This window comes from Pseudomonas sp. GW823-FHT03E05 (assembly GCF_058796855.1).
On record NZ_JBXAJB010000003.1, the window covers coordinates 496876 to 521865 of the forward strand.

General features: G+C 66.7%; 19 protein-coding genes. 6 read left to right on the top strand and 13 right to left on the bottom strand.

Annotation, left to right across the window (positions count from 1 at the left end):
* The first annotated feature begins 105 nt into the window (after positions 1 to 105).
* The 6 genes from exbB (at position 106) to AC1RCO_RS15335 (ending at position 6928) form a co-directional block, all read left to right on the top strand.
* Positions 106 to 1110, top strand: a complete 1005-nt coding sequence (gene exbB / locus AC1RCO_RS15310; RefSeq protein WP_011064235.1) for a tonB-system energizer ExbB — start codon at positions 106 to 108, stop codon at positions 1108 to 1110.
* Positions 1111 to 1116: 6 nt separating this feature from the next.
* Positions 1117 to 1545: a TonB system transport protein ExbD gene (gene exbD, locus AC1RCO_RS15315; protein WP_011064236.1), complete on the top strand. Its 429-nt coding sequence runs from the start codon at positions 1117 to 1119 to the stop codon at positions 1543 to 1545.
* Positions 1542 to 2294 carry an energy transducer TonB family protein gene (locus AC1RCO_RS15320; RefSeq protein ID WP_011064237.1) on the top strand — a complete coding sequence of 251 codons (753 nt, stop codon included), beginning with the start codon at positions 1542 to 1544 and terminating at the stop codon, positions 2292 to 2294. Before exbD ends, AC1RCO_RS15320 begins: the two co-directional genes overlap by 4 nt.
* Before the next feature lie 148 nt (positions 2295 to 2442).
* The gene (locus AC1RCO_RS15325; RefSeq protein ID WP_011064238.1) at positions 2443 to 3363 is read left to right on the top strand and encodes a hydrogen peroxide-inducible genes activator; all 921 of its coding nucleotides are present in this window, start codon (positions 2443 to 2445) and stop codon (positions 3361 to 3363) included.
* 9 nt (positions 3364 to 3372) lie between these two features.
* Positions 3373 to 5448 (top strand): ATP-dependent DNA helicase RecG, encoded by a 2076-nt coding sequence (recG, locus tag AC1RCO_RS15330; RefSeq protein WP_015637474.1) that lies wholly within the window; start codon positions 3373 to 3375, stop codon positions 5446 to 5448.
* A gap of 79 nt (positions 5449 to 5527) precedes the next feature.
* Positions 5528 to 6928 carry an aminoacyl-tRNA deacylase and HDOD domain-containing protein gene (locus AC1RCO_RS15335; RefSeq protein WP_011064240.1) on the top strand — a complete coding sequence of 467 codons (1401 nt, stop codon included), beginning with the start codon at positions 5528 to 5530 and terminating at the stop codon, positions 6926 to 6928.
* Positions 6929 to 6986: 58 nt separating this feature from the next.
* Here the strand turns inward: AC1RCO_RS15335 and AC1RCO_RS15340 are convergent, their stop codons facing one another.
* The 13 genes from AC1RCO_RS15340 to tagH form a co-directional block, all read right to left on the bottom strand.
* A complete protein-coding gene (locus AC1RCO_RS15340; RefSeq protein WP_015637475.1) occupies positions 6987 to 7370 on the bottom strand; it encodes a hypothetical protein in 384 nt (127 codons plus the stop codon).
* Positions 7371 to 7510: 140 nt separating this feature from the next.
* Complete coding sequence (gene tagQ / locus AC1RCO_RS15345) at positions 7511 to 8440, bottom strand: type VI secretion system-associated lipoprotein TagQ (RefSeq protein WP_011064242.1); 930 nt, start codon at positions 8438 to 8440, stop codon at positions 7511 to 7513.
* An 83-nt stretch (positions 8441 to 8523) separates the two neighbouring features.
* Complete coding sequence (locus tag AC1RCO_RS15350) at positions 8524 to 10206, bottom strand: formylglycine-generating enzyme family protein (RefSeq protein ID WP_230493612.1); 1683 nt, start codon at positions 10204 to 10206, stop codon at positions 8524 to 8526.
* Positions 10207 to 10228: 22 nt separating this feature from the next.
* Positions 10229 to 11431 carry an ABC transporter permease gene (locus tag AC1RCO_RS15355; protein WP_492617838.1) on the bottom strand — a complete coding sequence of 401 codons (1203 nt, stop codon included), beginning with the start codon at positions 11429 to 11431 and terminating at the stop codon, positions 10229 to 10231.
* On the bottom strand, positions 11431 to 12147 hold the full coding sequence (locus AC1RCO_RS15360) for an ABC transporter ATP-binding protein (RefSeq protein ID WP_011064245.1): 717 nt from the start codon (positions 12145 to 12147) through the stop codon (positions 11431 to 11433). The genes AC1RCO_RS15355 and AC1RCO_RS15360 overlap by 1 nt, the downstream gene beginning before the upstream one ends.
* Complete coding sequence (locus AC1RCO_RS15365) at positions 12147 to 15230, bottom strand: serine/threonine-protein kinase (RefSeq protein WP_492617839.1); 3084 nt, start codon at positions 15228 to 15230, stop codon at positions 12147 to 12149. The genes AC1RCO_RS15360 and AC1RCO_RS15365 overlap by 1 nt, the downstream gene beginning before the upstream one ends.
* Positions 15231 to 15232: 2 nt before the next feature.
* Entirely contained in the window at positions 15233 to 15967 is a 735-nt protein-coding gene (locus AC1RCO_RS15370; protein ID WP_011064247.1) for a PP2C family protein-serine/threonine phosphatase, read from the bottom strand.
* The gene (gene tagF, locus AC1RCO_RS15375) at positions 15968 to 16621 is read right to left on the bottom strand and encodes a type VI secretion system-associated protein TagF (protein WP_011064248.1); all 654 of its coding nucleotides are present in this window, start codon (positions 16619 to 16621) and stop codon (positions 15968 to 15970) included.
* A complete protein-coding gene (gene tssM / locus AC1RCO_RS15380) occupies positions 16618 to 20124 on the bottom strand; it encodes a type VI secretion system membrane subunit TssM (RefSeq protein WP_053160448.1) in 3507 nt (1168 codons plus the stop codon). Before tssM ends, tagF begins: the two co-directional genes overlap by 4 nt.
* Positions 20121 to 21446: a DotU family type VI secretion system protein gene (locus AC1RCO_RS15385; RefSeq protein WP_011064250.1), complete on the bottom strand. Its 1326-nt coding sequence runs from the start codon at positions 21444 to 21446 to the stop codon at positions 20121 to 20123. Before AC1RCO_RS15385 ends, tssM begins: the two co-directional genes overlap by 4 nt.
* Before the next feature lie 6 nt (positions 21447 to 21452).
* Positions 21453 to 22787, bottom strand: coding sequence for a type VI secretion system baseplate subunit TssK (gene tssK / locus AC1RCO_RS15390; RefSeq protein WP_011064251.1), 1335 nt, complete (start codon positions 22785 to 22787; stop codon positions 21453 to 21455).
* A gap of 15 nt (positions 22788 to 22802) precedes the next feature.
* Positions 22803 to 23309: a type VI secretion system lipoprotein TssJ gene (gene tssJ / locus AC1RCO_RS15395; protein WP_011064252.1), complete on the bottom strand. Its 507-nt coding sequence runs from the start codon at positions 23307 to 23309 to the stop codon at positions 22803 to 22805.
* Between the two features lie 64 nt (positions 23310 to 23373).
* Positions 23374 to 24840, bottom strand: coding sequence for a type VI secretion system-associated FHA domain protein TagH (gene tagH, locus AC1RCO_RS15400; RefSeq protein WP_123397704.1), 1467 nt, complete (start codon positions 24838 to 24840; stop codon positions 23374 to 23376).
* Positions 24841 to 24990: the final 150 nt, after the last annotated feature.

Consider the following 24990-nt stretch of genomic DNA (forward strand, 5'->3'; position numbering starts at 1 on the left):
TTCTGTTAACAAGAATTACTTGCAATAATAACCGCCCATTTTGTTCTCGGCCCTGCGAGGCCTAGAAGGACATTTCACCCTTTTCTCCTCTCAGGTCCGGCCAGCATGACAAGCAACCAACTCTCCGTCTCGCCAACCAAACGCCCAAGCCCGCTGCGCGCCATGAGCGCGGTTGCAGCGCTGTTGTGCAGCCTGCTGCTGGCACCGACCGCAGCCTTTGCCGACCAGCACGCCCCAGCCACCGCCGCAGCCCCTGCCGCGACCGCTCCAGCCGCTGAACATACGGCCACCGACCCGACCGCTCCAGCCGCAGCCCCAGTGGCCGGCGAGCCAGTCCAGGCCGAAGGCCAGCCCGCTATCGGCGAAGACGCTCCTGAAGTCCTGGAGGCCGACAACACCCTGGGCATGGCCCATGACCTGTCGCCGTGGGGCATGTACCAGAACGCCGACATCATCGTGAAACTGGTGATGATCGGCCTGGCCATCGCCTCGATCATCACCTGGACCATCTGGATCGCCAAAGGCTTCGAGCTGATGGGTGCCAAGCGCCGCCTGCGCAGTGAAATCGCCGCACTGAAAAAGGCCACCACCCTCAAGGAAGCCAGCGCCACCGCCACCAAGGAGGGCACCCTGGCCAACCTGCTGGTGCACGATGCCCTGGAAGAGATGCGCCTCTCGGCCAACAGCCGCGAGAAGGAAGGCATCAAGGAGCGCGTCAGCTTCCGCCTGGAGCGCCTGGTGGCTGCCTGCGGCCGCAACATGAGCAGCGGCACCGGCGTGCTGGCTACCATCGGTTCCACCGCGCCGTTCGTCGGCCTGTTCGGCACCGTGTGGGGCATCATGAACAGCTTCATCGGCATCGCCAAAACCCAGACCACCAACCTTGCCGTGGTTGCCCCGGGTATCGCCGAAGCCCTGCTGGCCACCGCCCTGGGCCTGGTTGCCGCGATTCCCGCGGTGGTGATCTACAACGTCTTCGCTCGCTCCATCACCGGTTACAAGGCCCAGGTCACCGACGCCTCGGCCGAGGTCCTGCTGCTGGTCAGCCGCGACCTGGATCACCAGCCGAACGAGCGCTCCGCACAACCGCACATGGTGAAAGTGGGGTAATCAGCCATGGGCTTGCATTTGAAAGAAGGCGCAGGCGACGACCTGGCCGAAAACCACGAGATCAACGTCACGCCGTTCATCGACGTGATGCTGGTGCTGCTGATCATCTTCATGGTGGCCGCACCGCTGGCCACCGTGGACATCAAGGTCGACCTGCCCGCCTCCAGCGCCAAACCGGCGCCGCGGCCGGAAAAACCGGTGTTCCTCAGCGTCAAGGCCGACAAGCGCCTGTTCCTCGGCGAAGACGAAGTCAAGGCTGAAACCCTTGGCGCCATCCTCGACGCCCGGACCCAGGGCAAGAAAGACACGACCATCTTCTTCCAGGCCGACAAAGGTGTGGATTACGGCGACCTGATGAGTGTGATGGACACCCTGCGGGCGGCCGGCTACCTGAAAGTCGGCCTGGTCGGACTTGAGACGGCAGCCAAGAAATGATCACGACGCGCCAAAGACTGACGCGTTACAGCGGTAGCCTGGCGGTGGTGTTGGGCGTCCATGGGTTGGCGATCCTGCTCGCCCTCAACTGGTCCAAGCCACAGCCCATGCCCATCCCCCCCCAAGCCATGGTGGTGGAATTGGCACCTGCCCCTGTGCCGCCTCCACCGGCGCCGCCGAAAGTGGTGACCCCACCACAACCGCCGGCCCCCGTGGAAGAACTGCCGTTGCCGAAACTGGCCGAAGCGCCGAAGCCGACCATCTCGGTACCCAAGCCGGTGAAGCAGAAGCCCAAGCCGCAACCGCCAAAGCCGGTGGTCAAGCCTGAGCCGCCCAAGGAAAAGCCTTCCGAGGAAAAGCCCAGCGACGCCCCGGTCACACCGGCTCCGTCCAAGCAGCCCGCTCCTGCGACCCCTGGCCCGTCACCGGCCCAGGCCGCCGCCAAGGCTAACTGGCAGGGGGAATTGCAGGCGCACCTGGCCAAGTACAAGCGCTATCCGAGCGAGGCTCAGCGTCGAGGCAAGGAAGGCACCAACTCCCTGCGCTTCGTCGTCGATGCCGAAGGCAAGGTGCTGTCCTATGAGCTGGTAGGCAGATCGGGCAATGCCGATCTGGACCGTGCCACCCTGGACATGATCCGTCGTGCCCAGCCGCTGCCCAAGCCACCGGCAGACATGCTCAACAACGGCAGCGTGGAAATCACCGCCTCGTACAACTACGAGATCGACCGCAGCCGCGGCCGCCGCTGATCCACCGCAAGGGCACCTTCAAGGTGCCCTTCGCGTTTGTGTCGCCTGGAGCAGGCATTGGCGGGTGTCGCATTCCACCCTCGGTCTGATAACGTGCGTCTATCGATTGCAGCCGTTATGCTTGGCCGCAACCTCACGGACGCCCGCTATGACTCTTACAGAATTGCGCTACATCGTTACCCTCGCCCAAGAGCAGCACTTCGGCCATGCCGCCGAGCGCTGCCATGTCAGCCAGCCCACCCTGTCGGTCGGCGTGAAAAAGCTTGAAGACGAACTCGGCGTGCTGATTTTCGAGCGCAGCAAGAGCGCCGTGCGCCTGACCCCGGTGGGCGAGACCATCGTCGCCCAGGCGCAAAAGGTCCTGGAGCAGGCCCAGGGTATCCGTGAGCTGGCCCAGGCCGGCAAGAACCAGCTGACCGCACCGCTCAAGGTCGGGGCGATCTACACCGTCGGCCCCTACCTGTTCCCGCACCTGATTCCCCAGCTGCACCGGGTCGCCCCGCAGATGCCGCTGTATATAGAAGAGAACTTCACCCACGTACTGCGCGACAAACTGCGCAACGGCGAGCTGGACGCGATCATCATCGCCCTGCCGTTCAACGAGGCCGATGTCCTGACCCTGCCGCTGTACGACGAACCCTTCTATGTGCTGATGCCCAGCGGCCACCCCTGGACCAAGAAGGAAACCATCGACGCCAACCTGCTCAACGACAAGAGCCTGTTGCTGCTGGGCGAAGGCCACTGCTTCCGCGACCAGGTCCTGGAGGCCTGCCCGACCCTGACCAAGGGCAACGACGGCGCCAAGCACACCACCGTGGAATCCAGTTCCCTGGAAACCATCCGCCACATGGTCGCCTCCGGCCTGGGCATCTCGATCCTGCCGCTGTCGGCCGTGGACAGCCATCACTACGCCCCCGGGGTGATCGAAGTCCGCCCCCTGACCCCGCCCGTGCCGTTCCGCACCGTGGCCATCGCCTGGCGCGCCAGCTTCCCGCGGCCCAAGGCCATCGAGATCCTCGCCGACTCGATCCGCCTGTGCTCGGTGGCCAAGCCGCCCGCCGCGAGTTAAGCGCTCGCAATGACTGAGCTGTCGAAAGTGCCGGTCACGGCACTCAAGGGCGTCGGCGAAGCCATGGCCGAGAAGCTGGCCAAGGTCGGCCTGGAAAACCTTCAGGACGTGCTGTTCCACCTGCCCCTGCGCTACCAGGACCGCACCCGCGTGGTGCCGATCGGCGCCCTGCGCCCTGGCCAGGATGCTGTGATCGAAGGCACCGTCAGTGGCGCCGATGTGGTCATGGGCAAGCGCCGCAGCCTGCTGGTGCGCTTGCAGGACGGTACCGGCGGCCTGAGCCTGCGCTTCTACCATTTCAGCAATGCGCAGAAGGACGGCCTGAAGCGCGGCACCCGCGTGCGCTGCTATGGCGAAGCCCGGCCCGGCGCCTCGGGCCTGGAGATCTACCACCCGGAATACCGTGCCATCAGTGGCGACGAGCCGCCGCCGGTGGACCAGACCCTGACACCCATCTACCCCCTGACCGAAGGCCTGACCCAGCAGCGCCTGCGCCTGCTGTGCCAACAGAGCCTGGCCTTGCTGGGCCCGCGCAGCCTGCCCGACTGGCTGCCGGAAGAGCTGGCCCGGGACTATCAGCTGGCGCCCCTGGACGATGCGATCCGCTACCTGCATCACCCGCCGGCGGACGCCGATGTCGACGAACTGGCCCTGGGGCACCACTGGGCCCAGCACCGCCTGGCGTTCGAGGAGTTGCTGACCCACCAGCTGTCCCAGCAGCGTCTGCGCGACAGCCTGCGCTCACAGCGCGCCCCGGTGCTGCCATTGGCCAGGAAACTGCCGGTCAAGTACCTGAAGAACCTGGGCTTCGCTCCCACTGGCGCGCAACAGCGCGTGGGCAACGAGATCGCCTACGACCTGAGCCAGCCCGAGCCCATGCTGCGGCTGATCCAGGGCGACGTGGGCGCCGGCAAGACCGTGGTCGCCGCCCTGGCCGCCCTGCAGGCACTGGAGGCCGGCTACCAGGTGGCACTGATGGCGCCGACGGAAATCCTCGCCGAGCAGCACTTCATCACCTTCAAGCGCTGGCTCGAGCCCCTGGGCCTGGAAGTCGCCTGGCTGGCAGGCAAGCTCAAGGGCAAGGCCCGCAGCGCAGCCCTGGAACAGATTGCCGGTGGCGCACCGATGGTGGTGGGCACCCACGCGCTGTTCCAGGACGAAGTGCAGTTCAAGAACCTGGCCCTGGTGATCATCGACGAACAGCACCGCTTCGGCGTGCAGCAGCGCCTGGCCCTGCGCCAGAAAGGCGTGGGCGGCCGCCTGTGCCCGCACCAGTTGATCATGACCGCCACGCCGATCCCGCGAACGCTGGCCATGAGCGCCTACGCCGACCTGGACACCTCGATCCTCGACGAACTGCCTCCCGGTCGCACCCCGGTGAACACCGTGCTGGTGACCGACAGCCGGCGCATCGAAGTCATCGAGCGGGTACGCGCCGCCTGCGCGGAAGGGCGCCAGGCCTACTGGGTCTGCACCCTGATCGAAGAGTCCGAGGAACTGACCTGCCAGGCCGCGGAAACCACCTTCGAAGACCTTTCCAGCGCCCTCGGCGAATTGCGCGTAGGGCTGATCCACGGCCGCATGAAGGCCCCCGAGAAAGCCGCGGTGATGGCCGAGTTCAAGGCCGGCAACCTGCAACTGCTGGTGGCCACCACGGTGATCGAGGTCGGGGTCGACGTACCCAATGCCAGCCTGATGATCATCGAAAACCCCGAACGCCTGGGCCTGGCCCAGTTGCACCAGCTGCGCGGCCGGGTCGGGCGCGGCAGCGCCGCCAGCCACTGCGTGCTGCTCTACCACCCACCGCTTTCACAGATCGGTCGCCAGCGCCTGGGCATCATGCGTGAAACCAACGACGGTTTCGTCATCGCCGAAAAGGACCTGGAGCTGCGCGGCCCCGGGGAAATGCTCGGCACCCGGCAGACCGGCCTCCTGCAATTCAAGGTCGCCGACCTGATGCGCGACGCCGACCTGCTGCCGGCGGTACGCGATGCCGCCCAGGCCCTGCTGGAGCGCTGGCCGGACCATGTCAGCCCGTTGCTGGAGCGCTGGCTGCGCCACGGACAGCAATACGGCCAAGTGTGAACCAACACTCAGTTAGTGAACCCTCGCCATAACCAAGCTGGTTATACTCGTCAAATTGTAGAAAAACGGATACCAGACCATGACAGAAGTTGCCCTCGACATTGCAACCCCACACGCTCCGTCTGTTATCCGGTTGCTGCTCGGCAAGCTGGCCATCAGCTACAACGAAGTGATCGACCAGCCGGGCCTGCCGGCTGCGCGCAAGGTCCAGGCGGTACTGCTGGACGACGCCGTCGGCGCGCTGATGGTGCTGTTCCCGCAGAGCCAGTTACTGGACCTCAACCGCCTGGCCGAACTCACCGGCCGCCGCCTGACCGCCGTTTCCACCGAACGCCTGGAGCGCATGCTCGGCAAGCACAGCCTGAGCCTGCTGCCCGGCCTGCCGGCGCTCACCAGCTCACCGTGCCTGTACGAAGAAAGCCTGCTGCGCGAGCCCTGCCTGCTGATCAACTCCGGCGAGCCCGGGGTACTGCTGGAGATCACCAGCGAAGCCTTCAAGAGCATGCTCAGCAAAGCCAGCGCCGGCAACTTCGGCGAGCCCCTGAGCAGCATTCGCCCCAACCTCGACCGCCCGGACGATGACCGCGAGGAGATCTCCCAGGCGATGCAGGCCTTCACCGCGCGGCGCATCCAGCAGCGCCTGGAAGCCACCATCGAGATCCCGCCCCTGGCGGAAACCGCACAGAAGATCATCAAGCTGCGGGTCGACCCCAACGCCACCATCGACGACATCACCGGTGTGGTGGAAACCGACCCGGCCCTGGCCGCCCAGGTGGTCAGCTGGGCCGCCTCGCCCTACTACGCCTCGCCCGGCAAGATCCGCTCGGTGGAAGACGCCATCGTCCGCGTGCTGGGCTTCGACCTGGTGATCAACCTGGCACTGGGCCTGGCCCTGGGCAAGACCCTGAGCCTGCCCAAGGACCAGCCGCAGCACGCCACGCCTTACTGGCAGCAGTCGATCTACACCGCCGCGGTGATCGAGGGCCTGACCCGCGCCATGCCCCGTGCCCAGCGCCCGGAAGCCGGCCTGACCTACCTGGCCGGCCTGCTGCACAACTTCGGCTACCTGCTGCTGGCCCACGTGTTCCCGCCGCACTTCTCGTTGATCTGCCGGCATTTGGAGGTCAACCCGCACCTGTGCCACAGCTATGTCGAACAGCACCTGCTGGGTATCAGCCGCGAACAGATCGGCGCCTGGCTGATGCGCTACTGGGACATGCCGGAAGAGCTGTGCACCGCCCTGCGCTTCCAGCACGACCCGAGCTACGACGGCGCCTATGCCGAGTACCCGAACCTGGTGTGCCTGGCCGTGCGCCTGCTGCGCAGCCGGGGCATCGGCTCCGGGCCCCACGAGGATATCCCCGACGCCCTGCTGGAACGCCTGGGCCTGACCCGGGACAAGGCGGACGACGTGGTGAGCAAGGTGCTGGAAGCCGAAGTACTGCTGCGGGAACTGGCTTCGCAGTTCAGCCAGGCCTGAGCCCATTCGCCGGCCAGCCCGCTCCTGCAGGAGGCGGCTTGCCGGCGAAGTTTCCCGGTCAAGCCTTGGGCTTGGCCTTTTTCGGTTTCAGGTACTTGGTCAGCCCCTGGAACCAGATCACCAGGGCCGGGTTGCCCTTGATCTGGATCGACTTGTCCTGAATACCGGTCATGAATGCCAACTGCTTGTTCTTCGCCTGCAGGGTGGCGAAGCCGTAGGCGGCATCCTTGAAGGCGATGGCGAATGCCGGCTCGGGATAGAACCCCGAACGGCTGGTGACGCGCTGGTCCTTGACGAAAAAATGCCGAGCAACCTTGCCGTCGAGCGTCTGCAGCTGGAACACCAGCTCCTTGTCACCCAACTGTTGCTGGAAAGCAGGATTGTTGCGGCTGGCTTTGCCCATCAACAGGCCAAGCACCCAGAGAAGAAAACGGAATTTCATGCACGGCGCCTCAGTGGAATTATTGGATGGCCGGCGCAGTTTAACCTGTAACTCGAAGAGCGCCAGCCGATCTGTTCGATTGCTCGGAGATCGGCTGGCGTTCAACGCTTATCGCGACATCTTGTCAGACAATCGCCAACTCAGACGTTAGGGCAAGGCACCGGTGCCCAGTCACCCAGGTCCGGGTTCTTGCACATGCTGTTGACCTGGGTCTGGCCGGTGGTCGCGACCTTGTTGCTCTCGGCCTGCTTGATCTTGGCATCCTGGATCGACCTCTCGGTGCTCACCGCTTCCTGAGGCACGGTCGGCAGCTTGGGCTGCTTGACCTTCTGTGGCTGTTTTCTCTTGCCACCGGTGGTCACCGTGGTGGTATCGGCGGTAGCGACTTTCACCACGTCGGTACGCTGCACGCCCACTTGCTGCAGATCCTGCTCGTAGGCCTGGTTGTACTTGCTCAGGTCTTCGCTGGCACGGCCGTTCACCGCGGTGATCAGGTCGTTGGACTCTTTCAGGCCGCTGACGATTTCCGCCAGGCGCTTGCGCCCTTCCACGTCATTGATGGTGTTGGCCTTGCGGGAGCTGATCAGGCTGTCGAAGGCGCGCTGGTAGCAGGTCTGGGAAGCGCGGGCATAGGCCGTGCTGCGGTCGATGTCGGCCGCGCTCTTGTTGACGTCGGCAGCGTAGGAAGCGATGCGCTGGTTGTCGTCGGCGATCTGCTTCTGGCGCTCGGTGTAGTAACCGGCTGCGCCACCGGCCAGGGCACCGCCTGCGGCACCGATGGCGGCGTTGCGGCCACGGTGGTCGCCGTCACCGGTCAGGGCACCGAGCAAAGCGCCGCCGGCAGCGCCCAGGGCAGCACCGGTGACCACCGACTTGGTCATGTCCGAATCCGTGGCGCGCAGGTGCTGCACCGGCTCGTAGCAGCTCGGGTAGTACTCGACCTTGGTGGTCGAGGCGACCTTGGACACCGGAGAGGTCGCGCAACCGGTCAATACGGTGCTGAACCCGGCGGCAACCAACAGCAGGTGACGCTTGGACGTTGAAGCAAATGGGTTGCGGGAAAAAAGCATGTTCGTGATCTCGATTAAGTTTGACCAACTCGGCGCGACGCAATGTCGTCCGAGATCCTCCAGGCTCGACAGACAGCGGCCGGTCATGACTTCTGACCGGTCGATGCGAGCAGTTCCTTCAAAATCGTCGCCGGGTCGGCTCGCCGTTGCTGGCGATAATTCCCGACATGGCGAACGAATAACGTAGCGCGCGTCACCAGGCTCTTGCCGAGCACCGGCTTGCGATTGAGCTCTTCCTTGATTCGTTGAAATTGCGCCTGGATCACCGCGTCGGTGTAACGGGTGCCCGTGGCCAGGTTGTCGATGTAGATCGCCACCGCCCCGTCCAGCGCGCTGCGGCCGTTGTCGATGGCTTCGGCGAACAGCTTGGCGCTGGGCTCGTCCTTGGCATCGATGGCCTGCTGCTGGCTCTTCTTCAGGTTGGTCAGGCGGATGTTGTAGTTGTTGATGGTCTCGGCCACCAGGGCCGACGACTGGATCAGGTTGCCGGCCGCCTCCTCGCGCTGCTGGGCGATCAGCGAGACGTTGCGCTTGAGCTCTTCGTTGACCAGCCCCAGCTCCGCCTGCAGGCGCGGGTCGACGCTGGCGGCGATGATGGCGTCCAGGCGCTTGGTGGGGTCCTGGGCGTCGTCGATGGCATCGGTCAGGGACGCCAGGCGGCCTTCCTTCTGCCACTGGGCGAACAGCTCCTTGTAGCGCGAACGGGGCGCCGACAGCGCGCCGATGGCCACCCGGAAACCGGTGGTTTCGTTGCTCTGCTCAGTGCCGTCGGCGCCAAACAGCGGGTACTCGCGGCGCATCCCGGTGAACAGCGTGCCTTCGCCTTCCAGGTAGTTGCCGCCCTTGACCACGAAACCGCCGTAGGTGCCCTGGCGGCGCCCGGCGCGCACCAGCTGGAAGGACTCCTGGACCATCTCGGCGGCGTTGCCGATCACGTCGAACATGCCGATGGGGTTGGGCAGCTTGGTGCCGATGGGCATCAGGCGCGCGGCCTGGCCGGTGCCGCCGGCTACCTGGTTGAACACCGCCCAGTCCGCCAGCGGGCCGTCGTCTTCGCTGCCCTCCACGCGCCGCGGGAACAGGCGGCCTTCCAGCTCCTGGCGGCTGACCGCCTGGCCGCCGCGAGCGGCGTATTCCCACTCCACCTCGGTGGGCAGGCGCACAAAGCCCAGGCCACCGTCTTCCGAGGAACTGCCACGGCCGCTGACCGGCAGCAGGTCGCGGTGGTTCTTCATCAGCCAGGCGCTGTACACCGCGGCAAAGCGCTCGGCCTCGAAGCGCGACAGCTTGACCTTGGGCAGGCGCCCCTGCAGGCCCTCCGGCGCCTCACAGGCCGGGGCCGGATCACCGCTGGCCAGGGACTGGGCCTGGGCCATGACCTGGGCGTACTGGCGGGCAGTGACCTCGTACTTGCCGATGAAATACAGCATTGGCTTGAGGGGCACCCCGGCGCCACTTTTCGGCAGCGCCGGGCCAATGGTCTTGCCCCAGGCGCCAGGCAGGTCCTTGAGGGTGAACTGGCCGTTGATGTAGTCCCGGCGATAGCCGGAAATGAACGACTGCTGGTAACCGCTCTCGCCCTCGCTGAAGGGGTAGCCGAGGTTCACCTCACGGTCGTCCAGGGTGCCCTGGGCCAGCACGTAGACGTAGCGGAACACCATCTCGCCGTCGCAGGGCAGCGGCAGGCTGACGTCGTCCGGCAACGGCTTGGGGTTGTCCATCTTGTTCGCCGGTTCTTCGGCCCACACGGCCCCGGCCAGGGTCATGGCCAGCACGGTGCTGATCAACTTATACATCGCGAATTCCTTCACAGGCTTCTATGCGCGACACCCGCCAGCCGCCCAGCGCGGCGGCCAGGGTACTGACGCCCAGCGTCGCCAACAGGGCCAGCCCGTAATGGGCCGGCAGCAGGTGGCTGGCGTATTCGCCGGGCGCCTGCATGAACAAATGATTCAGCCCGGCCTGGGCCAGGCCATACAGGGCGCCGCTCAACAGCGCGGCAAAACCGGCGCTGTACAGCGCCTGGGCCACCACGAACAGCAGCAGCGCACCGGTGGAAAACCCCAGCAGGCGCAACACCGACAGCTCCCGGCGCTTGCGCTCCACCGCCGCCAGGGCCCCGGCGAAGATCGCCGCGAAGGCACCCGCCAGGGCCAGCCCGGTGATCACCCAGAAGACGATGGCCAGGTTGCGGCTCAAGGACTGCACCTGGGCTATGGTCTGGGCCTGGGTCGACACCAGCAGGCCGCGCTCGGCGAAATACAGACGCAATGGCTCGACATCCCCCAGGTCGCGGGCATACAGGCGAAACGCCGGGTAAACCCGCTGCCCGGCAGTTGCCTGGGCATCGCCGAGCCAGCCCAGGGCCGCCACAGCGCGTCCGTCGCGGTAGTCCTCGGCGGCCTCCAGCAGCGCCAGCGGGGCGAACAGCGCGTCCCGGGCAAAGGCCTCCAGAGGCAGAATGCCCTCCACCTGGACCCGGGTCCGCTGTACCTCGCTGCGCCCCGCCACCTGCCGGCCAAAGGTCGCCTGCAACCAGTCCCCCGGCTGCACCCCAAGCTTCTCGGCGGCGGTACGGCTGAGCAGCACGCCACTCATGCCCCGGGGCGCCGGCAAGCGCCCGAGCAAGGGGTCGCCGGCCGCGGTGGGGAGCATCTCCACGGTCAGGCCGATATCCCCCGTGCCCCGGGACAGGTCCGCGGTGGCGGCGATCTGCCGGGTACGCGGCAAGGCAAAGGCCACGTCCGGACGCTGCCCCAACTGGGCGATGAAGTCGGCGCTGAAGCGCCCGCCGCCCAGGGGAATGATCTCGCGCACCGCCGGGTCCTTTTCCAGGCGCTCGGTGAGGCTGCTCACCAGCCCGAACTTGAGCCCGAACAGCACCAGCAAGGGGGCGATCACCGCCACCAGGGCCAGCACCGAACAGGCCGACAGCCAGCTGTCGGCCCGGTAGTCCTGCCAGGCCAGTGCCGCGGTCAGGGAGGCGCGCATCAGCAGGCCTCCCCAAGTGTGGCAGTGACTCCGCCATCGGCGTCGCGCTGGCAGGCGATGCGTCGTACCTGCAAGCCGTTGGCCCGGGCCAGGGGTTCGTCGTGGGTGGCGATCACACAGCACACCCCCTGGTCCCGCGACTGCTGCACCAGCAGTTGCATCACCCGCTGGGCGTTCAAGGGGTCCAGGGCCGCTGTCGGCTCGTCCGCCAGCAATACCTGAGGGTTGTGGGCCAGGGCCCGGGCGCAGCTGACCCGCTGGCGCTGGCCCACCGACAGCGCGGCGGGTTTCTTGTGCAGCTGGTCGGCGATCTCCAGGCGCTCGGCCAGGCGCCGGGGAATGCCCTCGTCCGCCAGCCCCAGCAACTGCCGGGGCAGGCTGATATTCGCGCGCACGTCGAGAAAGCCCAGCAGGCCGCCGGTCTGCAGCACATAACCCAGGTGCCGGCTGCGCAACTGCGCCAGCGCGCTGTGGCCGTCGCCGCGCCAGATCCCGGCAATGTCGATGGCATCCCTGGCCGGGGAGAACTCGAAGCGCGCCGCCGAATCCGGGGCCAGCACCAGCGCCAGCAGGTCCAGCAGCGTGCTCTTGCCGCAACCGCTGGGGCCGACCACCGCCAATTGATCACCGGCACGCAGTTGCAGCCTGGGGATCACCAGGCTGTAGCGTTGGCGACCCTCGCCGCGGCTCTTGTGCACCTGCGCCAGATTGAGCATCACGGCAGGGTCGACAACGGAACGCGGTACAGGGCATCACCCGGCTCGGCATCACCGAAGCGCACCCAGTTGGCCAGATCGTTATGGAAGGTTTCGTAGAGGCGGATCTTCGAATCCAGCTCGTCGATGAAGTCTTCCTGCTCGGCCACGCTCAGGGACAGCCACAGGTCCTGGGTCATGTTCAGCGACTTGCTGCGGTACGGCAGGCCTTCCAGGTATTCCCCCAGCACGCCGCCGTCGGCCAGGTTGCCGCCCTTGCGCAGGGCCGACGGGTCGCGGCTCATGTAGGCACTGGCGCTGGCGATTTCCTGGAAGAAATCCTTGGGCGAGGTCTGGGTCTTGCGCGCCGCGTCGACGATCAGTTTCAGCGACTGCTGCAAGTCGTTGAGTTGCAGCTTGGTGAGCATCACACAGACCTGGAACGCCGGCAGCGCCGGGTTGGTCAGGTCGCGGTCGGCGGTCCAGGCGCTGACCAGCTGGGGCGCCTGGCTGGCGGACTTGCGGCCGAGGAAATCCATGTGCATGGCGTAGCCGATGGCCGCCGACTTCTGCGCGATGCTCGGCGCCGCCGCCAGCACCGGGACTTCCTGGCTCTGGTTGCTGCGCACCTGATGCACCAGGTCGGCGAACACCGTGCCGATCTCGTCGACCCGCTCGCCAAACTTGCCCACATCGCCGCCGGGCACCGGAATGTACAGGTCGCCGATCTTCGGGTTGGCGTCGGCGGTCAGCACCCGGTACTGGGTTTCCGCCTGGGCGTGGTTCTTCTTGCCGGCATCGGTGCGCAGGTGCAAGGCGTAGATCTTGATCTGCTTGCCCAGGGCTGCCTGGCGCACTTCGGCCTCGTTCATCTGGGTGCGGCTGTAAGGGTCGTTCTTGCGCAGCGCCCCGGCATCGCTGACCAGCAGGATCAGGCGGCCGCCATAGCCCTTCCAGTCCATGCCCTCCACGGCCTGCATCACGCCGGCAAAGGCGTCTTCGTTGAACGAATGGCTGGAGACACTGGTGGCCTTGACCTGGCTCACCAGCTCCTGGAAGCGCTGGGGATCGCGACCCTGGTCCAGGGTCACCAGGGTCTTGGTCACGTACTCCAGGCCCGGGGTCTTGCTGGTGTTGTTGCGAAAGCCCACCAGGCCGAAGCTGACGCTGTCCAGCTCGCCGCGCTGGGCGATCTTGCTTTGCAGCTCGTGCACCACATCGCGCACCTGGTCGATGTAGGGCTGCATCGACACCGAGGTGTCCACCACCAGCACCACCGCAGTGCGGAAGGCATCGCCGGCCGCCGGAGGAGTATTGGCCGGCAGGCGCTTGCCGCTACTGTCACTGATGCTCTGCGGGCTGTTGCCCGGGTCGATGGAAGCCACATTGAGCAACTGCACCGGCTGGCCGTTCTCGTCGAAACTCTCCTTGGAATCGAAGATCGGCAGCAGGTAGAACTGGTCCTGTGGCACCGCGCTGGCGTTGGGTTCCAGGGCCAGCACCTGCTGTTCGTCCTGGGGATTCTTCTGTGCCTTGAGCAGCAGGTTCTTGGCCGCCGCAGGGTCCGCCAACAAACGCTCCAGCTCGCTGGCCTGACGCACGAACATCACCGGTGCACGACCGGAACGCTCGGTGAATTTCAGCACCAGGCTCTGCTTCCAGTCGCTGACCTGTTCGGCCGGCAACCAGCCGGCGCTGCGACCGTCACTGGCGGCCCCCAGGCGCAGCCAGGAGCGGCCGTCGAGGTTCTTGCGCTGATACACGTAGAGCACCGAGAACGCCGGCACCGCCTGGCCCGGCGCAGCCCCAGGCTCGCTGGAGAAACTCGCCCCTGGCTTGCTCAGCACCCGCTGGAACAGGGTTTTCTTGCCCGGCATCAGCAGCGGTCGCTGGCCGCCGTCGACATCCGCGGCCACCGGCTGACTGGCCGGGGGCGCCACCACCGCAGGCGTGGTGCCGGCTGTCGAGGCGGTCTTGGGTTCTGGCGCCGGGCTGTCGCCCGACAGCCACCAGTAACCGGCGCCCGCCACTGCCAGGGCCACCGCCACGGCGACCCCGGCCAGGGCCAGCACTGGGCCGCGCCGCTGTTCGGAAGGCCCGCTGCCGGCTGGCGGCAGATTGGCCGTGCGCGGCGGCGCGGGCGGCTCCTCGGGCGGCTCGCGGCGCGGCGCCGGTCGGGGCGCCTGCTGCGGGATCTCGATGGACACCGGGGTCAGCCCGGCCAGGTCGTTGCTCTGAGGTACAGGCTGCGACGCAGCCTGGGGTGGCAGCGGCAAGGGCTGGATCAGCGTCGCTTCCACCTCGGCTGTGGCGGCCGGCAGGTTGTCCAGGGCCGCCAGCAAGGCGGCGGCATCCGGGTAGCGCTCGGCCGGGTCCTTGGCCAGCAGCTTGCGCAGGATGTGCTGGTAGCGACCGTGGTGCAGCGGCAGCTCCGGCAGCGGCTCGGTCAGGTGGGCCAGGGCCGTGGACAGCGCGTCGGTGCCGTTGTAAGGCAGCTCGCCCACCAGGATTTCATACAGCACCACCCCCAGGGCATAGAGGTCGGCGCGGCCGTCGATGTCCTGGCCACGAGCCTGTTCGGGGCTCATGTAGCTCGGGGTGCCCACGGCAAAACCGGCCTGGGTGAACTGGGTGCGGTCGTCCAGGGACTTGGCGATGCCGAAGTCCGAGAGCACCGCGGTGCCGTCGGCGCGGAACAGGATGTTGGCCGGCTTCACATCGCGGTGTACCAGCCCCTGGGCATGGGCATAGCCCAGGGCCGAGGCGATCTGGCGGATATAGGTCAGGCCCTGCTCCGGGGTCAGCCCGGCGGCGATGCGCTCTTTCAGCGTGCCGTTGGGCAGGTACTCCATGGCCATGTAGTACAGCTCGCCGACATTGCCGATGTCGTGGATGGTCACGGTGTGCGGGTGCGACAGCCGCGCCAGGGTCTTGCCCTCGCGCAGGAAGCGCTCGCAGAAGCTCGGGTCGGCGGCCAGCGCCGCGGCCATCACCTTGAGTGCCACCTTGCGTTCCAGGGAACGCTGGGTCGCCAGGTACACGCTGGCCATGGCGCCTTCGCCAATTTCGCCCTGAATGTCAAAGCCGGGAATCAGAATGTCCATGGTCAGTGTCCTGCGGCCTTGATCACGATGGCGGTGATGTTGTCCGGAGCGCCCCGGGTCAGGCCCAGGTGGATCAGGCTGCGCACCACGTCATTGGGCTCGCTGTGGCTGAGCACGTCACGCAGCTCAAAGTCCTCGGCGGTCTTGTTCAGGCCGTCGCTGCACAGCAGGAAGGTGTCGCCGTCCTGCACCTGCAGGTCAATCTGGGACAGCTCCAGCTGGGCCTCGACGCCAATCGCCCGGGTCACGATGTTGGCCCGCGGGTGCACCCGCGCCTCGGCCTCGCTGAGCAGGCCGCTGTCCTGCAGGTCCTGGACGTAGCTGTGGTCCCGGGAAATGCCTTCCAGCTGTTCGTCCCGCAACCGGTACAGGCGGCTGTCGCCGGCCCACAGGCACACGGCCCGGGCCCCGCGCACCGCCAGCAGCACCACGGTGCTGCCCATCATGGTCACCCCACGGTTGGCGGTTTCCTCGCGCACCGCGGCGTTGACCGCGGCCAGGCCGTTGCGCAGCGCGGCGACATAGTCGTCCAGGCTGTCGGCGGCCGGAACCGCCCGCAGGCTGTCGACGATCAGGCTGCTGACATAGTCCCCGGCGGCGTGCCCGCCCATACCGTCGGCCACCAGCCACAGGCCGGTCTCCGGGGCTTCGAGCCAGGCGTCTTCATTGATTTTCCGCACCATGCCGACATGGCTGTAGCTGGCGGACTGGTAGGACAGTTGCGGCGCTGAACGCATTTAGACGGCACCCTCTTGTCCGAGCAAAAATTGCGCAAATTCACTGGCCGGCGGCAGGCCCTGGCAGCGCAACAGCATTGGGCTGATGTACTGCGAACCGCGCCCCCACCAGGCACTCGATCCCGCGCAGGCCTGGGCCGCGAGTACCGCGCCCCGGGCCTGTGGATCGCTGACGTAAAACCGCTGCAGGCCGGCGTAGTGGCTGCCTTCGATCCGGCTGGCCGGGCTTGGCGCGCCCAGGGCCTGCAAGCCCTCTTCCAGGGCTTCGAAACTGGCGCCCTCTTCCAGGGTCGCCAGCAACAGCTCTTCCACCTGTTCGAACCACTGCTCCGGGCCGCCGACCAACGAAGCCAGGTCAGCCTCGGGCTCCAGCAGCGCAGCCACGGTCAGGGGGAAATAGCGCCCCACCCGGTCGATGCTCGGCATCACCACCCCGACCGCCGCCTGGGGCCCGCAGACCCCGGGGGCCAGGGCGAAGCGCCACAACGGGCTGATCAGGTAGGCGTTCAGCCACTGCTCGCCCAGGGCGTTCTGGCTGGCCAGCAGCCCCGCCGCCAGCCAACTGTCCCAGGGGCCGATGAAACTCTGCGGCAGGCCACGGCTGACAAAATCGCCGCGGCTGGCCAACTTGCCGTACAGGCCGGGCGCCGTCATAGCCGCTCCGGCAGGCTGAAGCCACTGAGCACCCGGCTCTTGAACGGGTTGAAGGCGCTGCTGGCCCGCAGCTCGTAGGAAATGCTCGCACCGTCCACCCGTAGCCGCAGGTTGAAGCGGTCCGGCGAATTGGTGGCGGTCAGGTCCGACTGCTCCAGCAGGCGGAACCAGGCCCAGGGGCCATCCAGGGTGATCCCGGAACGCCCGGTGGCCGAAGGCGGCATGATCGACAGGCGCACCACGCCGATGCTCCCCGGGTTGGGCCATTGCATGGCCACCGGCCGGCTCGGGCCGTGGTCGTAGCTCAGTTGCTGGCCGTCCAGGTCGAGGAGGAACTGGCTGATATTGGCGTCCATCGCCACCGGCTTGAGTTCGAAACGCACGGCCGGCTGGGTACCGCCACTGGAGCGGAAGAAGGCGTCGCGAATGTTCGAAGCGCGCTGGAAGGTCTGCAGCACGCCAGGGGAAATCCCCAGCTTCTGCGCCGCGCCTGGCTGCCAGCTCCAGGTGGTGGTCGAGGTGTTGACGTAGGGCTGCAGGTACTTGCGGAAGTAGTTGTCCATCACCCCGCCGGTGCCGAAGAACTGGCCGAAGTCTTCCAGGGTCGCGTCCCGGGAGCTGCCCGGCGACATCGGGTAACGGCCGCTCAGGGACTGGCGATAGACGTTCACCACTTCGCTGACCCAGGCCGCGTTCAGCTGGTTGCGCACCCCGCCCATCATGGTGTTGGTAGTGGAGCCCACCACCGACTTGACCAGCCCCTGGACCACCGGAGGCTGGCGCTCGGCGGTCAGGCTGACCCGCGCCGCAGCGGCGCTGGCCTGGTTCTTGGCCTCGCCCAGCAGCGCGTCGCCGCTGGCCCCGACCATGGCGCTGACCTGCACGTACAGGGCGTTCATGTCCGCCAGCAGGCCGTCGATGGCCGCCGGCTCACCCTCACCCTTGCTCACCAGGCTGTTGAGTTCGGCGAAGTGCGCGCTCACCGGGTCTTCGCTGCTGGCCACGGCAGCCGGGTTGGCCGACTGTTCCTGGCCCAGCAGGGTACCCAGGCGTTGCTTGAGCTGGTCCACACCGCCCTCGACCTTCTGGCCCTGGGCCGCTAGCAGGCGTTCTTCCTGTTGCAGGTCGGTTTCCTTGGCTACGGCCACCAACAGTTTCTTCAGCGGCGAAGTGGGCCCGGAAAGAATCCGCAGCACGTCGGCGGCCTGGGCCACGCTGGTGATCGGCACGAAGTCGATGTCCGCCAGCAAGGCGTCCCACTGGCGCAGGTAATCCTGGAAGTACAGGCGGCGCACGTCGGCGGCAAGGCTGGCGACGTTCTGCTGGTCGGCCTGATCGCGACCCAGCACCCACTGTTCTTCCGCCAGGGTGCCTGCCTGGTTGAGGCTGGCCAGGAGGAAGCCCTGGCGGTAGCCCTTGGCGGTGAACAGCCCGCTCAGGGGCTCGCTCAACGGCTTGCCGCTCTTGCGGGTGAACACCAGCGCGGCGTCACGGCCACCGGCCTCGCTGAGGCGAAAGTCCGGCACGCCGTCCGGCAGCTTGGCGCGCTTGACCCGGTCATACACCCGCTGGGCCACCGGCAGCTGCTGCAGCTGGCGGCGCAGGTCGTCGATCAGGCGCTGGTCCAGGCGTGCGTTGGGCGGATGCTTCTCGAACAGCGCCTGCAGGTGGCCGGTCAGGGCCTGGCGTTGCTCGGGCGGCAGGTCGCGGGCCAGGGTGTGATCCCAGTCCAGGGTGATCCAGGCCTTGATGAAGTCCGGGTCGTAGTGCTCGCTGTCCGCCAGCATCAGGTAGGCCTTGAGCCCCTCGTAGAGGAAGTCCGAGTTGCCGCCGCTGTGCAGTTGCTCTTCGATGCGGGTCATCAACCGTGGGGCGAACACCGCCACCAGCAGCTTGCGATAGACGCTGGCGGACTCGGCTTCGAGCATGTCGCCCTGGTACAGGCCCAGGCCTTCGGCCCAGCCCGGTGCGTCGCCGGCCAGGTGGCGGGTGGCGTTGAGCAGCGGCAGCACCGCCAGCACATCGCGCTGGGCCGGGCTGAGGTTCTGTACGTCCTGGCGCACCGGGCCGACGCGCTGGTCGACCTGGGCAATGTAGGCCTGGTTGGCCCTGTAGCTGATGATCCACAAGGTGCTGACCACCAGCACCAGGGCTACGGTGCCAGCCAGGGCGCCACGGGCGATCCATTTGCGCCGGCGCTCGACCTTGGGGTTGACCCCCACCAGCCCGCGCTCGGCAAAGGCCACGGCACTGAACAGCTTCTCGATGAAGTAGCTGCGCCCGGTGCCGGTCTGCCGCGCCAGGTGCTGGCGGTCCAGGTTCATGCTCTGGGCCATGGCGCCGATCAGGCGGTCGATCGGGCTGCCTTCCTGGGTGCCGCTGGTGAAGTACACCCCGCGCAGCAGTACCCGCTCTTCGAAGGCATTGGGCTTGAACACCCCTTCCAGGAAGCTCTGCAAGGATTCCTTGAGCGCTGCGAACTGCTGCGGGAAGCCGTAGATCAGGTCGCGCCGCGCCGGGTCGCGTTCCTGCTGCAGGCGTTCCACCAGGCGCTCGTTGAGCCGCTGCTCCAGGGCCGCCAGTTCCGCCGGCAGGTGGGCCAGGGGGCTGTCACCGCTCTTGCCGTCGTCCAGGGCGAAGGTCATGCCCCAGACCTGGGCCCGCTCTTCCTTGCTCAGGGAGTCGAAGAACTCCATGAAACCCGGCACCAGATCGAGCTTGGTGAGCATCAGGTAGATCGGGAAGCGCACTCCCAACTGGGTGTACAGCTCCTGGATCCGCAGGCGGATCGCTGCGGCGTGGGCAGCGCGCTCCGCTTCGCTGCCGAGCAGCAGGTCGGAGAGGCTGATGGCAACGAAGGCGCCATCGATCGGCCGCCGCGAGCGCTGGGTTTTCAGCAGGTCGAGAAAGCCCAGCCAGGCTGCCTTGTCCACCGTGGCATGGCTGTCCTGAGTGGTGTAGCGGCCGGCGGTATCGAGCAGCACGGCCTGGTCGGTGAACCACCAGTCGCAGTTGCGGGTGCCGCCCACGCCGCGTACGGCACCGGCGCCCAACTGGGCGGCCAGGGGGAAATGCAGGCCGGAATTGACCAGCGCGGTGGTCTTGCCGGAACCCGGCGGACCGATGATCACGTACCACGGCAGCTCGTAGAGATTGCGTCGCTCGTCACCGCCGAGCTTGGCCTTCTTCAGCAGCGCCAGGGCTTCGTCCATGCGCTGGCGCAGGGCGGCCAGTTCCTCGGCAGTGGCCACGCTGTCCGGGTCCGGCGGGGTGTCGGCGGCCAGGCTCTGCAAGACCTTGGCCGCATTCCGACGGGCCTGGATGATGCAAAACACCCGGTAGCCGATCCATAGCGCGAAGATGAAAATGATCAGCGCCCAACGCCGGCCTTCCGGTACCAGGAACTCCAGCAACGGGCCAATGAACCAGATGATCAGGCTCAGGGCGATCAGCCCCAGCAGCGGGATCACCCAGCGAATCACAAAACTGAAAAACGCCTTCACTCGACCCCCTCCGCCAATACGCTGATTTCTACCCGACGATTACGTGCCCGCCCTTCGGCGGTGGCATTGGTTGCCAGTGGCTCGGTGTCGCTGCGGCCTTCGGCGCTGAAGCGCTCCGGCTGCCCGGTCTTCGCCGCGAGGATCTGCAACACCGATTCGGCGCGCGCCTGGGACAGCTTCCAGTTCGACGGGAAGCGCAAGGTGGCGATCGGTCGGTTGTCGCTGTGGCCGGTGATCCGTACCTGGCCCTTGACCTTGCGCACGGCGTCGGCGATGCGCAGCATCAGCGGCTGGTAGTCGTCAAGGATGCTGGCGCTGGCCGAGGCGAACAGCTCGTCGCCACGGATGGTCACCACCGAACGGTCGACGGCATCTTCCACCGCCACCCGCCCGGCCTTGATGTCCTCGGCGAGGAAGCCCGCCAGGCGCGGACGCTCGACAATCTTCGGCTGGATCACCGGGCGGTCCAGGGTCTGCACCGGGATCTCGCCCAGGGCATGGATGTTCTTGAACACCGGCTCGGCGTCCGCCGCCAGTTTCAGGCGCAGGCCGAACAGCAGCGCCAGGAGCAAGGCCACGCCGATGGCGATGCCGACCCAGGGCGGCATGAACTGGGCCAGCCGGTCACGGGCCACGGTGACCCCGCGCCAGTGTGGCGACAGCTCGCGCTCGTGCTCGCCACGGGCGCTGCGGATGGTGGCCGCGGTGCGCTCGCGCAGGGCCTCGAGCTGGCTGCGACCATCGATCATCACCCGGTAGCGGCCTTCGAAACCCAGGCACATGCACAGGTACAACAGCTCCAGCAGGTACAGGCGCTCGCGCGGGCTTTGCAGGCAGTGCTCCAGCAGCTGGAAGACCTTCTCGCCGCCCCAGGCCTCGTTGTGCACGGTGATCAGCAGGCTCTGCTTGCCCCAGTCGCTGGTGCTGCCCCAGGGCGTGCTCAGCACGGCTTCATCCAGGGCAGTACAGAGCGCATAGCGCGCCAGCAGCACGTCGTTGCGCGGCACGCCGGCCGCTTCCGCGCGCTCCTCGAACTGGCGCAGGTAGGCCAGCAGTTGCGCCCGCAGGCTGGCCGGCGCCGGGTGCGCCAGGGTGCTGCGCAGCCTTGTGAGCAAGGCCAGCAGTGGGCCCGCGGCGCTTTCCAGGGGGTTCAGGCCACGGGCCTGGCCGGCCGGAAGCGGCGCCGCCGGCATGGCCAGCGACGGCGCGGGCGCAGCAGCCGGGCGCCCGGGCTCGGGAGCACGGCCACCGGGGCGCGGCATGAATTGGGTACGGTCGTTGGGCGGGGACGGCTGCCCTGGCGAATCGTCGAAAGGATGCATCGCGACTTATCCTCGAATGGCCCAGAAGGCCAGGTTCAAGCCCGGGAATTCTCCCGCGACGTGGAACGCGAAGCCGCCGGAGTGAACCAGTTGTTTCCAGTGCTCGCTGCCACGGTCCAGCTCGTAGTAGGTCGAGCCTGCGTGGTACGGCAGTTGCCGCGGCGCCACCGGCAGCGGCAGCAGGCCGATGCCCGGCAGCTGCAGGTTGACCAGGTCGCGGATGTGCTCCACCGAACCCACCTTGCTCTGCTGGGCGAAGCGCCCGCGCAGGGTTTCGCCCGGCACGTCGGCACGCACCACCAGGATGAAGCTGGCGTTCTCCAGCAGGGTGCGGTCGGCCAGCATCGCCACGTGTACGCCGTAGGCTTTCTCGACGATGGGGATCGGCGTTGCCTTGCTGTCGATCAGCATCGACAGCGCTTCACGCAGGGCCTGCATCACCGGGGCGAAACTCATGGCCAGCTCATCGTGCTGGTACTGCGGGTATTGCTCAGGGCGCCGGGCGCTATGGGTGAAGGTCGAGAACTCGCCGGCCAGGCTCACCAGCTCGCTGAACAGGCGCTCGGGGTGCAGCGGGCTGATCTGGCTCAGGTGGTTGACCAGGGGCTGGGCACGGTTCACCAGTTGCAGGAGCATGAAGTCGGCGATTTCCGAAGCGCCCCCCGCGCCCGATGCCACCACACGCCCGGCCAGGGCTTCGCCGCGCTGGTGCAGCAGGCCCAGCAGCTCGCTGCGAAAGGCGCTCAACGGCTTGGACGCGGCCACGTCCAGCACCGGCGGAATGTAGCTGTCGTCCAGCACCAGAGCACGGTCGGCGCGTTTCTCCTTGACCCGCACCACGCCAATGGCGGCGTAGTCGCTGAGGCCGTCCTGGGCGGTGAGCAGGCGCAGGGCCCGAGAGCCCACGGCCACCGGCGCGCGGTTCTCGAACGGTGCGTTGTCGTCACGCACCTCGCGCACCTGGCTCAGGTAGCGGGCACCGCCCAGCTCTTCGCCCTCGTCCACGGTGTCCCGGGCGCCGGCGCGCTTGAGGGGCAGCGCCAGGTACACCAGGCCGTCACGCAGGTTGTCGTCGATGCACAGCGGGCTGGGCGCCAGGTCGTCATGGGGAATGTTGAACGGCGTGCCGTCGGGCAGCAGGCCACGGGCGCTGACGATGGCCAGCTTGCCCTGGGCCAGCAGGCCCTGATCGATACGCAGCTCGGAGAACCCCCAGGCTCCCGTCGACAGCGGGCGGCTGCGGGCGTCGATGAGGTTTTCCAGGTAACGGTCATGCTGCTGGAAGTGCTGGGTTCCAATGAACATGCCTTCCGACCAAACCACGCGATTGTTCCAGGACATGGTTGCTCCGATTGCCTATTGGGCAGGGCTGGATGGGGATGCCACGAGCTCGGCGCTGACCGCGCGGACGTCGAGGACGATCTGATATTGGTTGCTCAGGCGCTGCGCGGTGTTGACCCCGACCCGCCACAGGGCCTGGTCCACTTCGCGATAGCCCACCAGCAGGCCGACCTGACGGGTGGCCGGGTCCAGGGTGCGCTTGAGGGTGAACTGGTCGCCGGGCTTGACCAGCACTTCATCCTGGTCGATCAGGTCCGGGCCGAGGGTAGCCGGCGCCCGCTCCGCCAGGGCGAAGTAGTCGGCGCGCATGAAGGTGGCCGGATTCTTCAGCTCGAAGATCCGTACCCGCACCGGCGTGCTCTGGCCATCAGGCCCGGGGTTGAGCCCGCTGACCGCCTGGAAATGCAGCTCCACAGTCGTGGCGCCGGGCGCTTCCTTGGCCGGTTCGCCGGGAGGTGGTGTGTCCTTGGCACAGGCCGCCAGTACCAGCATGGCAACCAATGTCAGCAATCGTTGAATCATCCTGCGTCCTCAATGACGTATCAGCTGTCCGTGTATCCGTGTTTTTCGGGTGTTCCAGGCGCGCTCAGGAACGGCGCAGCCGGTGGGTGTGTTCTTCATAGGCGCGGCTGAACTCACGACCGAAGAGGTCCTGGAAATCGTCCTGGGCCTCTTGGGAAATCTGTTTGTAGAGTGCAGTGAACTGCTGCCAGTTCTGCGCCTGGCGCGAGCCGCTGAACAGGTTGCCCAGGCCGCCGGGGCGAGCCATGCGGGCTTCCAGTTCAGTGGGCTCGAAGCGCCCCAGCAGGTGCTTGATGGCCGCTTCCACACCGGCCATGACCGCCAGCTGGTGCGCCCGCAGGTCATCGAAACTGTCCTGCACGGCCTGATCCGGAGCCATGAATGCCTGGTTGCTGTGGCGCAGCAGCAGGAGCATGGCCTCGTCCACATTGGGGGCGAACTTCAGCGGGTTGTTTTCCACCGGGCGGATCATCGTCTGCTGCATGCGGAACTCGCCCTTGAGGCTGCTGCGGGCACGCAACACATCGATCAGGCCCTCGACCATCAACCGGTAGCTGCGACCCAGGCTTTCCATCTGGGCCTGGGCCTGCTGCGGCTCGATACGCAGTTGATCGAGCCCGGCCCCGCGCAGGAAGGCCTGGAGCAGATCCCCCTGGGGGGCGACCGGGGCCGGCGCGGGCGTGACAACAGGAGCCAGCTCCACTTCGGAAACCACCGGTGCCACGGGCGCCTGGGCGATCGGCTGCGGCTGCGGCTGCGCGGGTTCTGGCGCGAACGAGGCCTGGTGGGCAATCGGCGCGGCGGCAACCACCGGCGGGGCAACCACGGGCGGCGCACTGGGCACTGGCGCAGGGCTTGCGGGCGTCGAGCCGAACAGGTCCCAGTCCTCCGGAATCATCGCCCCGCCCTGGGGCGCCGATGGCTCTGGTGGTGCCACGGGCTGGGGCACCGCGGTGGGGGTCGGCGGGCGAAAATCGTGCTGCTCGGCCGGCACGTGGTCCGGCTGGGTGGCCGGCGGGGTCGCGCTGGGGGCGAGAAAGTCGAACAGATCGGGAAAGGTGTCCTGGGCCGAGGCACCCTGGAAGTGCGCCACCGGGGCCATGGAAATCGGTTCGATAGGGGTCGGCGACGCCGCCTGACGCCCCATCAGCGCCTCGAAACTATTGGAGCTGTCCCCGGAAAAGGGTTCAGCCCCCGGGCGGTTCAGACTGAAATCGATGCGCGCACTGATTTCATAATCGCCAATGCGAATAACCTCGCCATCTTCCAGAGGCTCGCTGCTACCCCGGCGCATACGAATACCGGCACGGACTAACTCCACACCATTAGTACTGTTATCGGTCAAATAATAACGGCCATCCTTGTATTGGATGACACAGTGCCGCGCGGAAACTAAGCGTTCGGGATCAGGAAGTACCCAGTCATTATCGGAACTGCGGCCAATTGCCATCATTCCCTGGTCCATTAGTTTTTCAGGGCATTGACCAGGGGTAATCTTGTGATAACTAGTGATAGTCAAACACAGCGACATCGCGCCTCCTTGCTGTACTTCCGCGTGCGAACCGGCGAAGGGAAAAAAGTTCCGTGAAAAAATGAAAAGTCCGCAAAAAATCCTTTAAACAGCGCCGTTCACAGCATGATCGCTCAACTTAAACTACACGCATGACAAAAGCCTTTCGTA

Coding starts and splice junctions, on each gene's coding strand:
- exbB (WP_011064235.1), top strand. CDS start 106: ATGACAAGCAACCAACTCTCCGTCTCGCCAACCAAACGCCCAAGCCCG.
- exbD (WP_011064236.1), top strand. CDS start 1,117: ATGGGCTTGCATTTGAAAGAAGGCGCAGGCGACGACCTGGCCGAAAAC.
- AC1RCO_RS15320 (WP_011064237.1), top strand. CDS start 1,542: ATGATCACGACGCGCCAAAGACTGACGCGTTACAGCGGTAGCCTGGCG.
- AC1RCO_RS15325 (WP_011064238.1), top strand. CDS start 2,443: ATGACTCTTACAGAATTGCGCTACATCGTTACCCTCGCCCAAGAGCAG.
- recG (WP_015637474.1), top strand. CDS start 3,373: ATGACTGAGCTGTCGAAAGTGCCGGTCACGGCACTCAAGGGCGTCGGC.
- AC1RCO_RS15335 (WP_011064240.1), top strand. CDS start 5,528: ATGACAGAAGTTGCCCTCGACATTGCAACCCCACACGCTCCGTCTGTT.
- AC1RCO_RS15340 (WP_015637475.1), bottom strand. CDS start 7,370: ATGAAATTCCGTTTTCTTCTCTGGGTGCTTGGCCTGTTGATGGGCAAA.
- tagQ (WP_011064242.1), bottom strand. CDS start 8,440: ATGCTTTTTTCCCGCAACCCATTTGCTTCAACGTCCAAGCGTCACCTG.
- AC1RCO_RS15350 (WP_230493612.1), bottom strand. CDS start 10,206: ATGACCCTGGCCGGGGCCGTGTGGGCCGAAGAACCGGCGAACAAGATG.
- AC1RCO_RS15355 (WP_492617838.1), bottom strand. CDS start 11,431: ATGCGCGCCTCCCTGACCGCGGCACTGGCCTGGCAGGACTACCGGGCC.
- AC1RCO_RS15360 (WP_011064245.1), bottom strand. CDS start 12,147: ATGCTCAATCTGGCGCAGGTGCACAAGAGCCGCGGCGAGGGTCGCCAA.
- AC1RCO_RS15365 (WP_492617839.1), bottom strand. CDS start 15,230: ATGGACATTCTGATTCCCGGCTTTGACATTCAGGGCGAAATTGGCGAA.
- AC1RCO_RS15370 (WP_011064247.1), bottom strand. CDS start 15,967: ATGCGTTCAGCGCCGCAACTGTCCTACCAGTCCGCCAGCTACAGCCAT.
- tagF (WP_011064248.1), bottom strand. CDS start 16,621: ATGACGGCGCCCGGCCTGTACGGCAAGTTGGCCAGCCGCGGCGATTTT.
- AC1RCO_RS15385 (WP_011064250.1), bottom strand. CDS start 21,446: ATGCATCCTTTCGACGATTCGCCAGGGCAGCCGTCCCCGCCCAACGAC.
- tssK (WP_011064251.1), bottom strand. CDS start 22,787: ATGTCCTGGAACAATCGCGTGGTTTGGTCGGAAGGCATGTTCATTGGA.
- tssJ (WP_011064252.1), bottom strand. CDS start 23,309: ATGATTCAACGATTGCTGACATTGGTTGCCATGCTGGTACTGGCGGCC.
- tagH (WP_123397704.1), bottom strand. CDS start 24,840: ATGTCGCTGTGTTTGACTATCACTAGTTATCACAAGATTACCCCTGGT.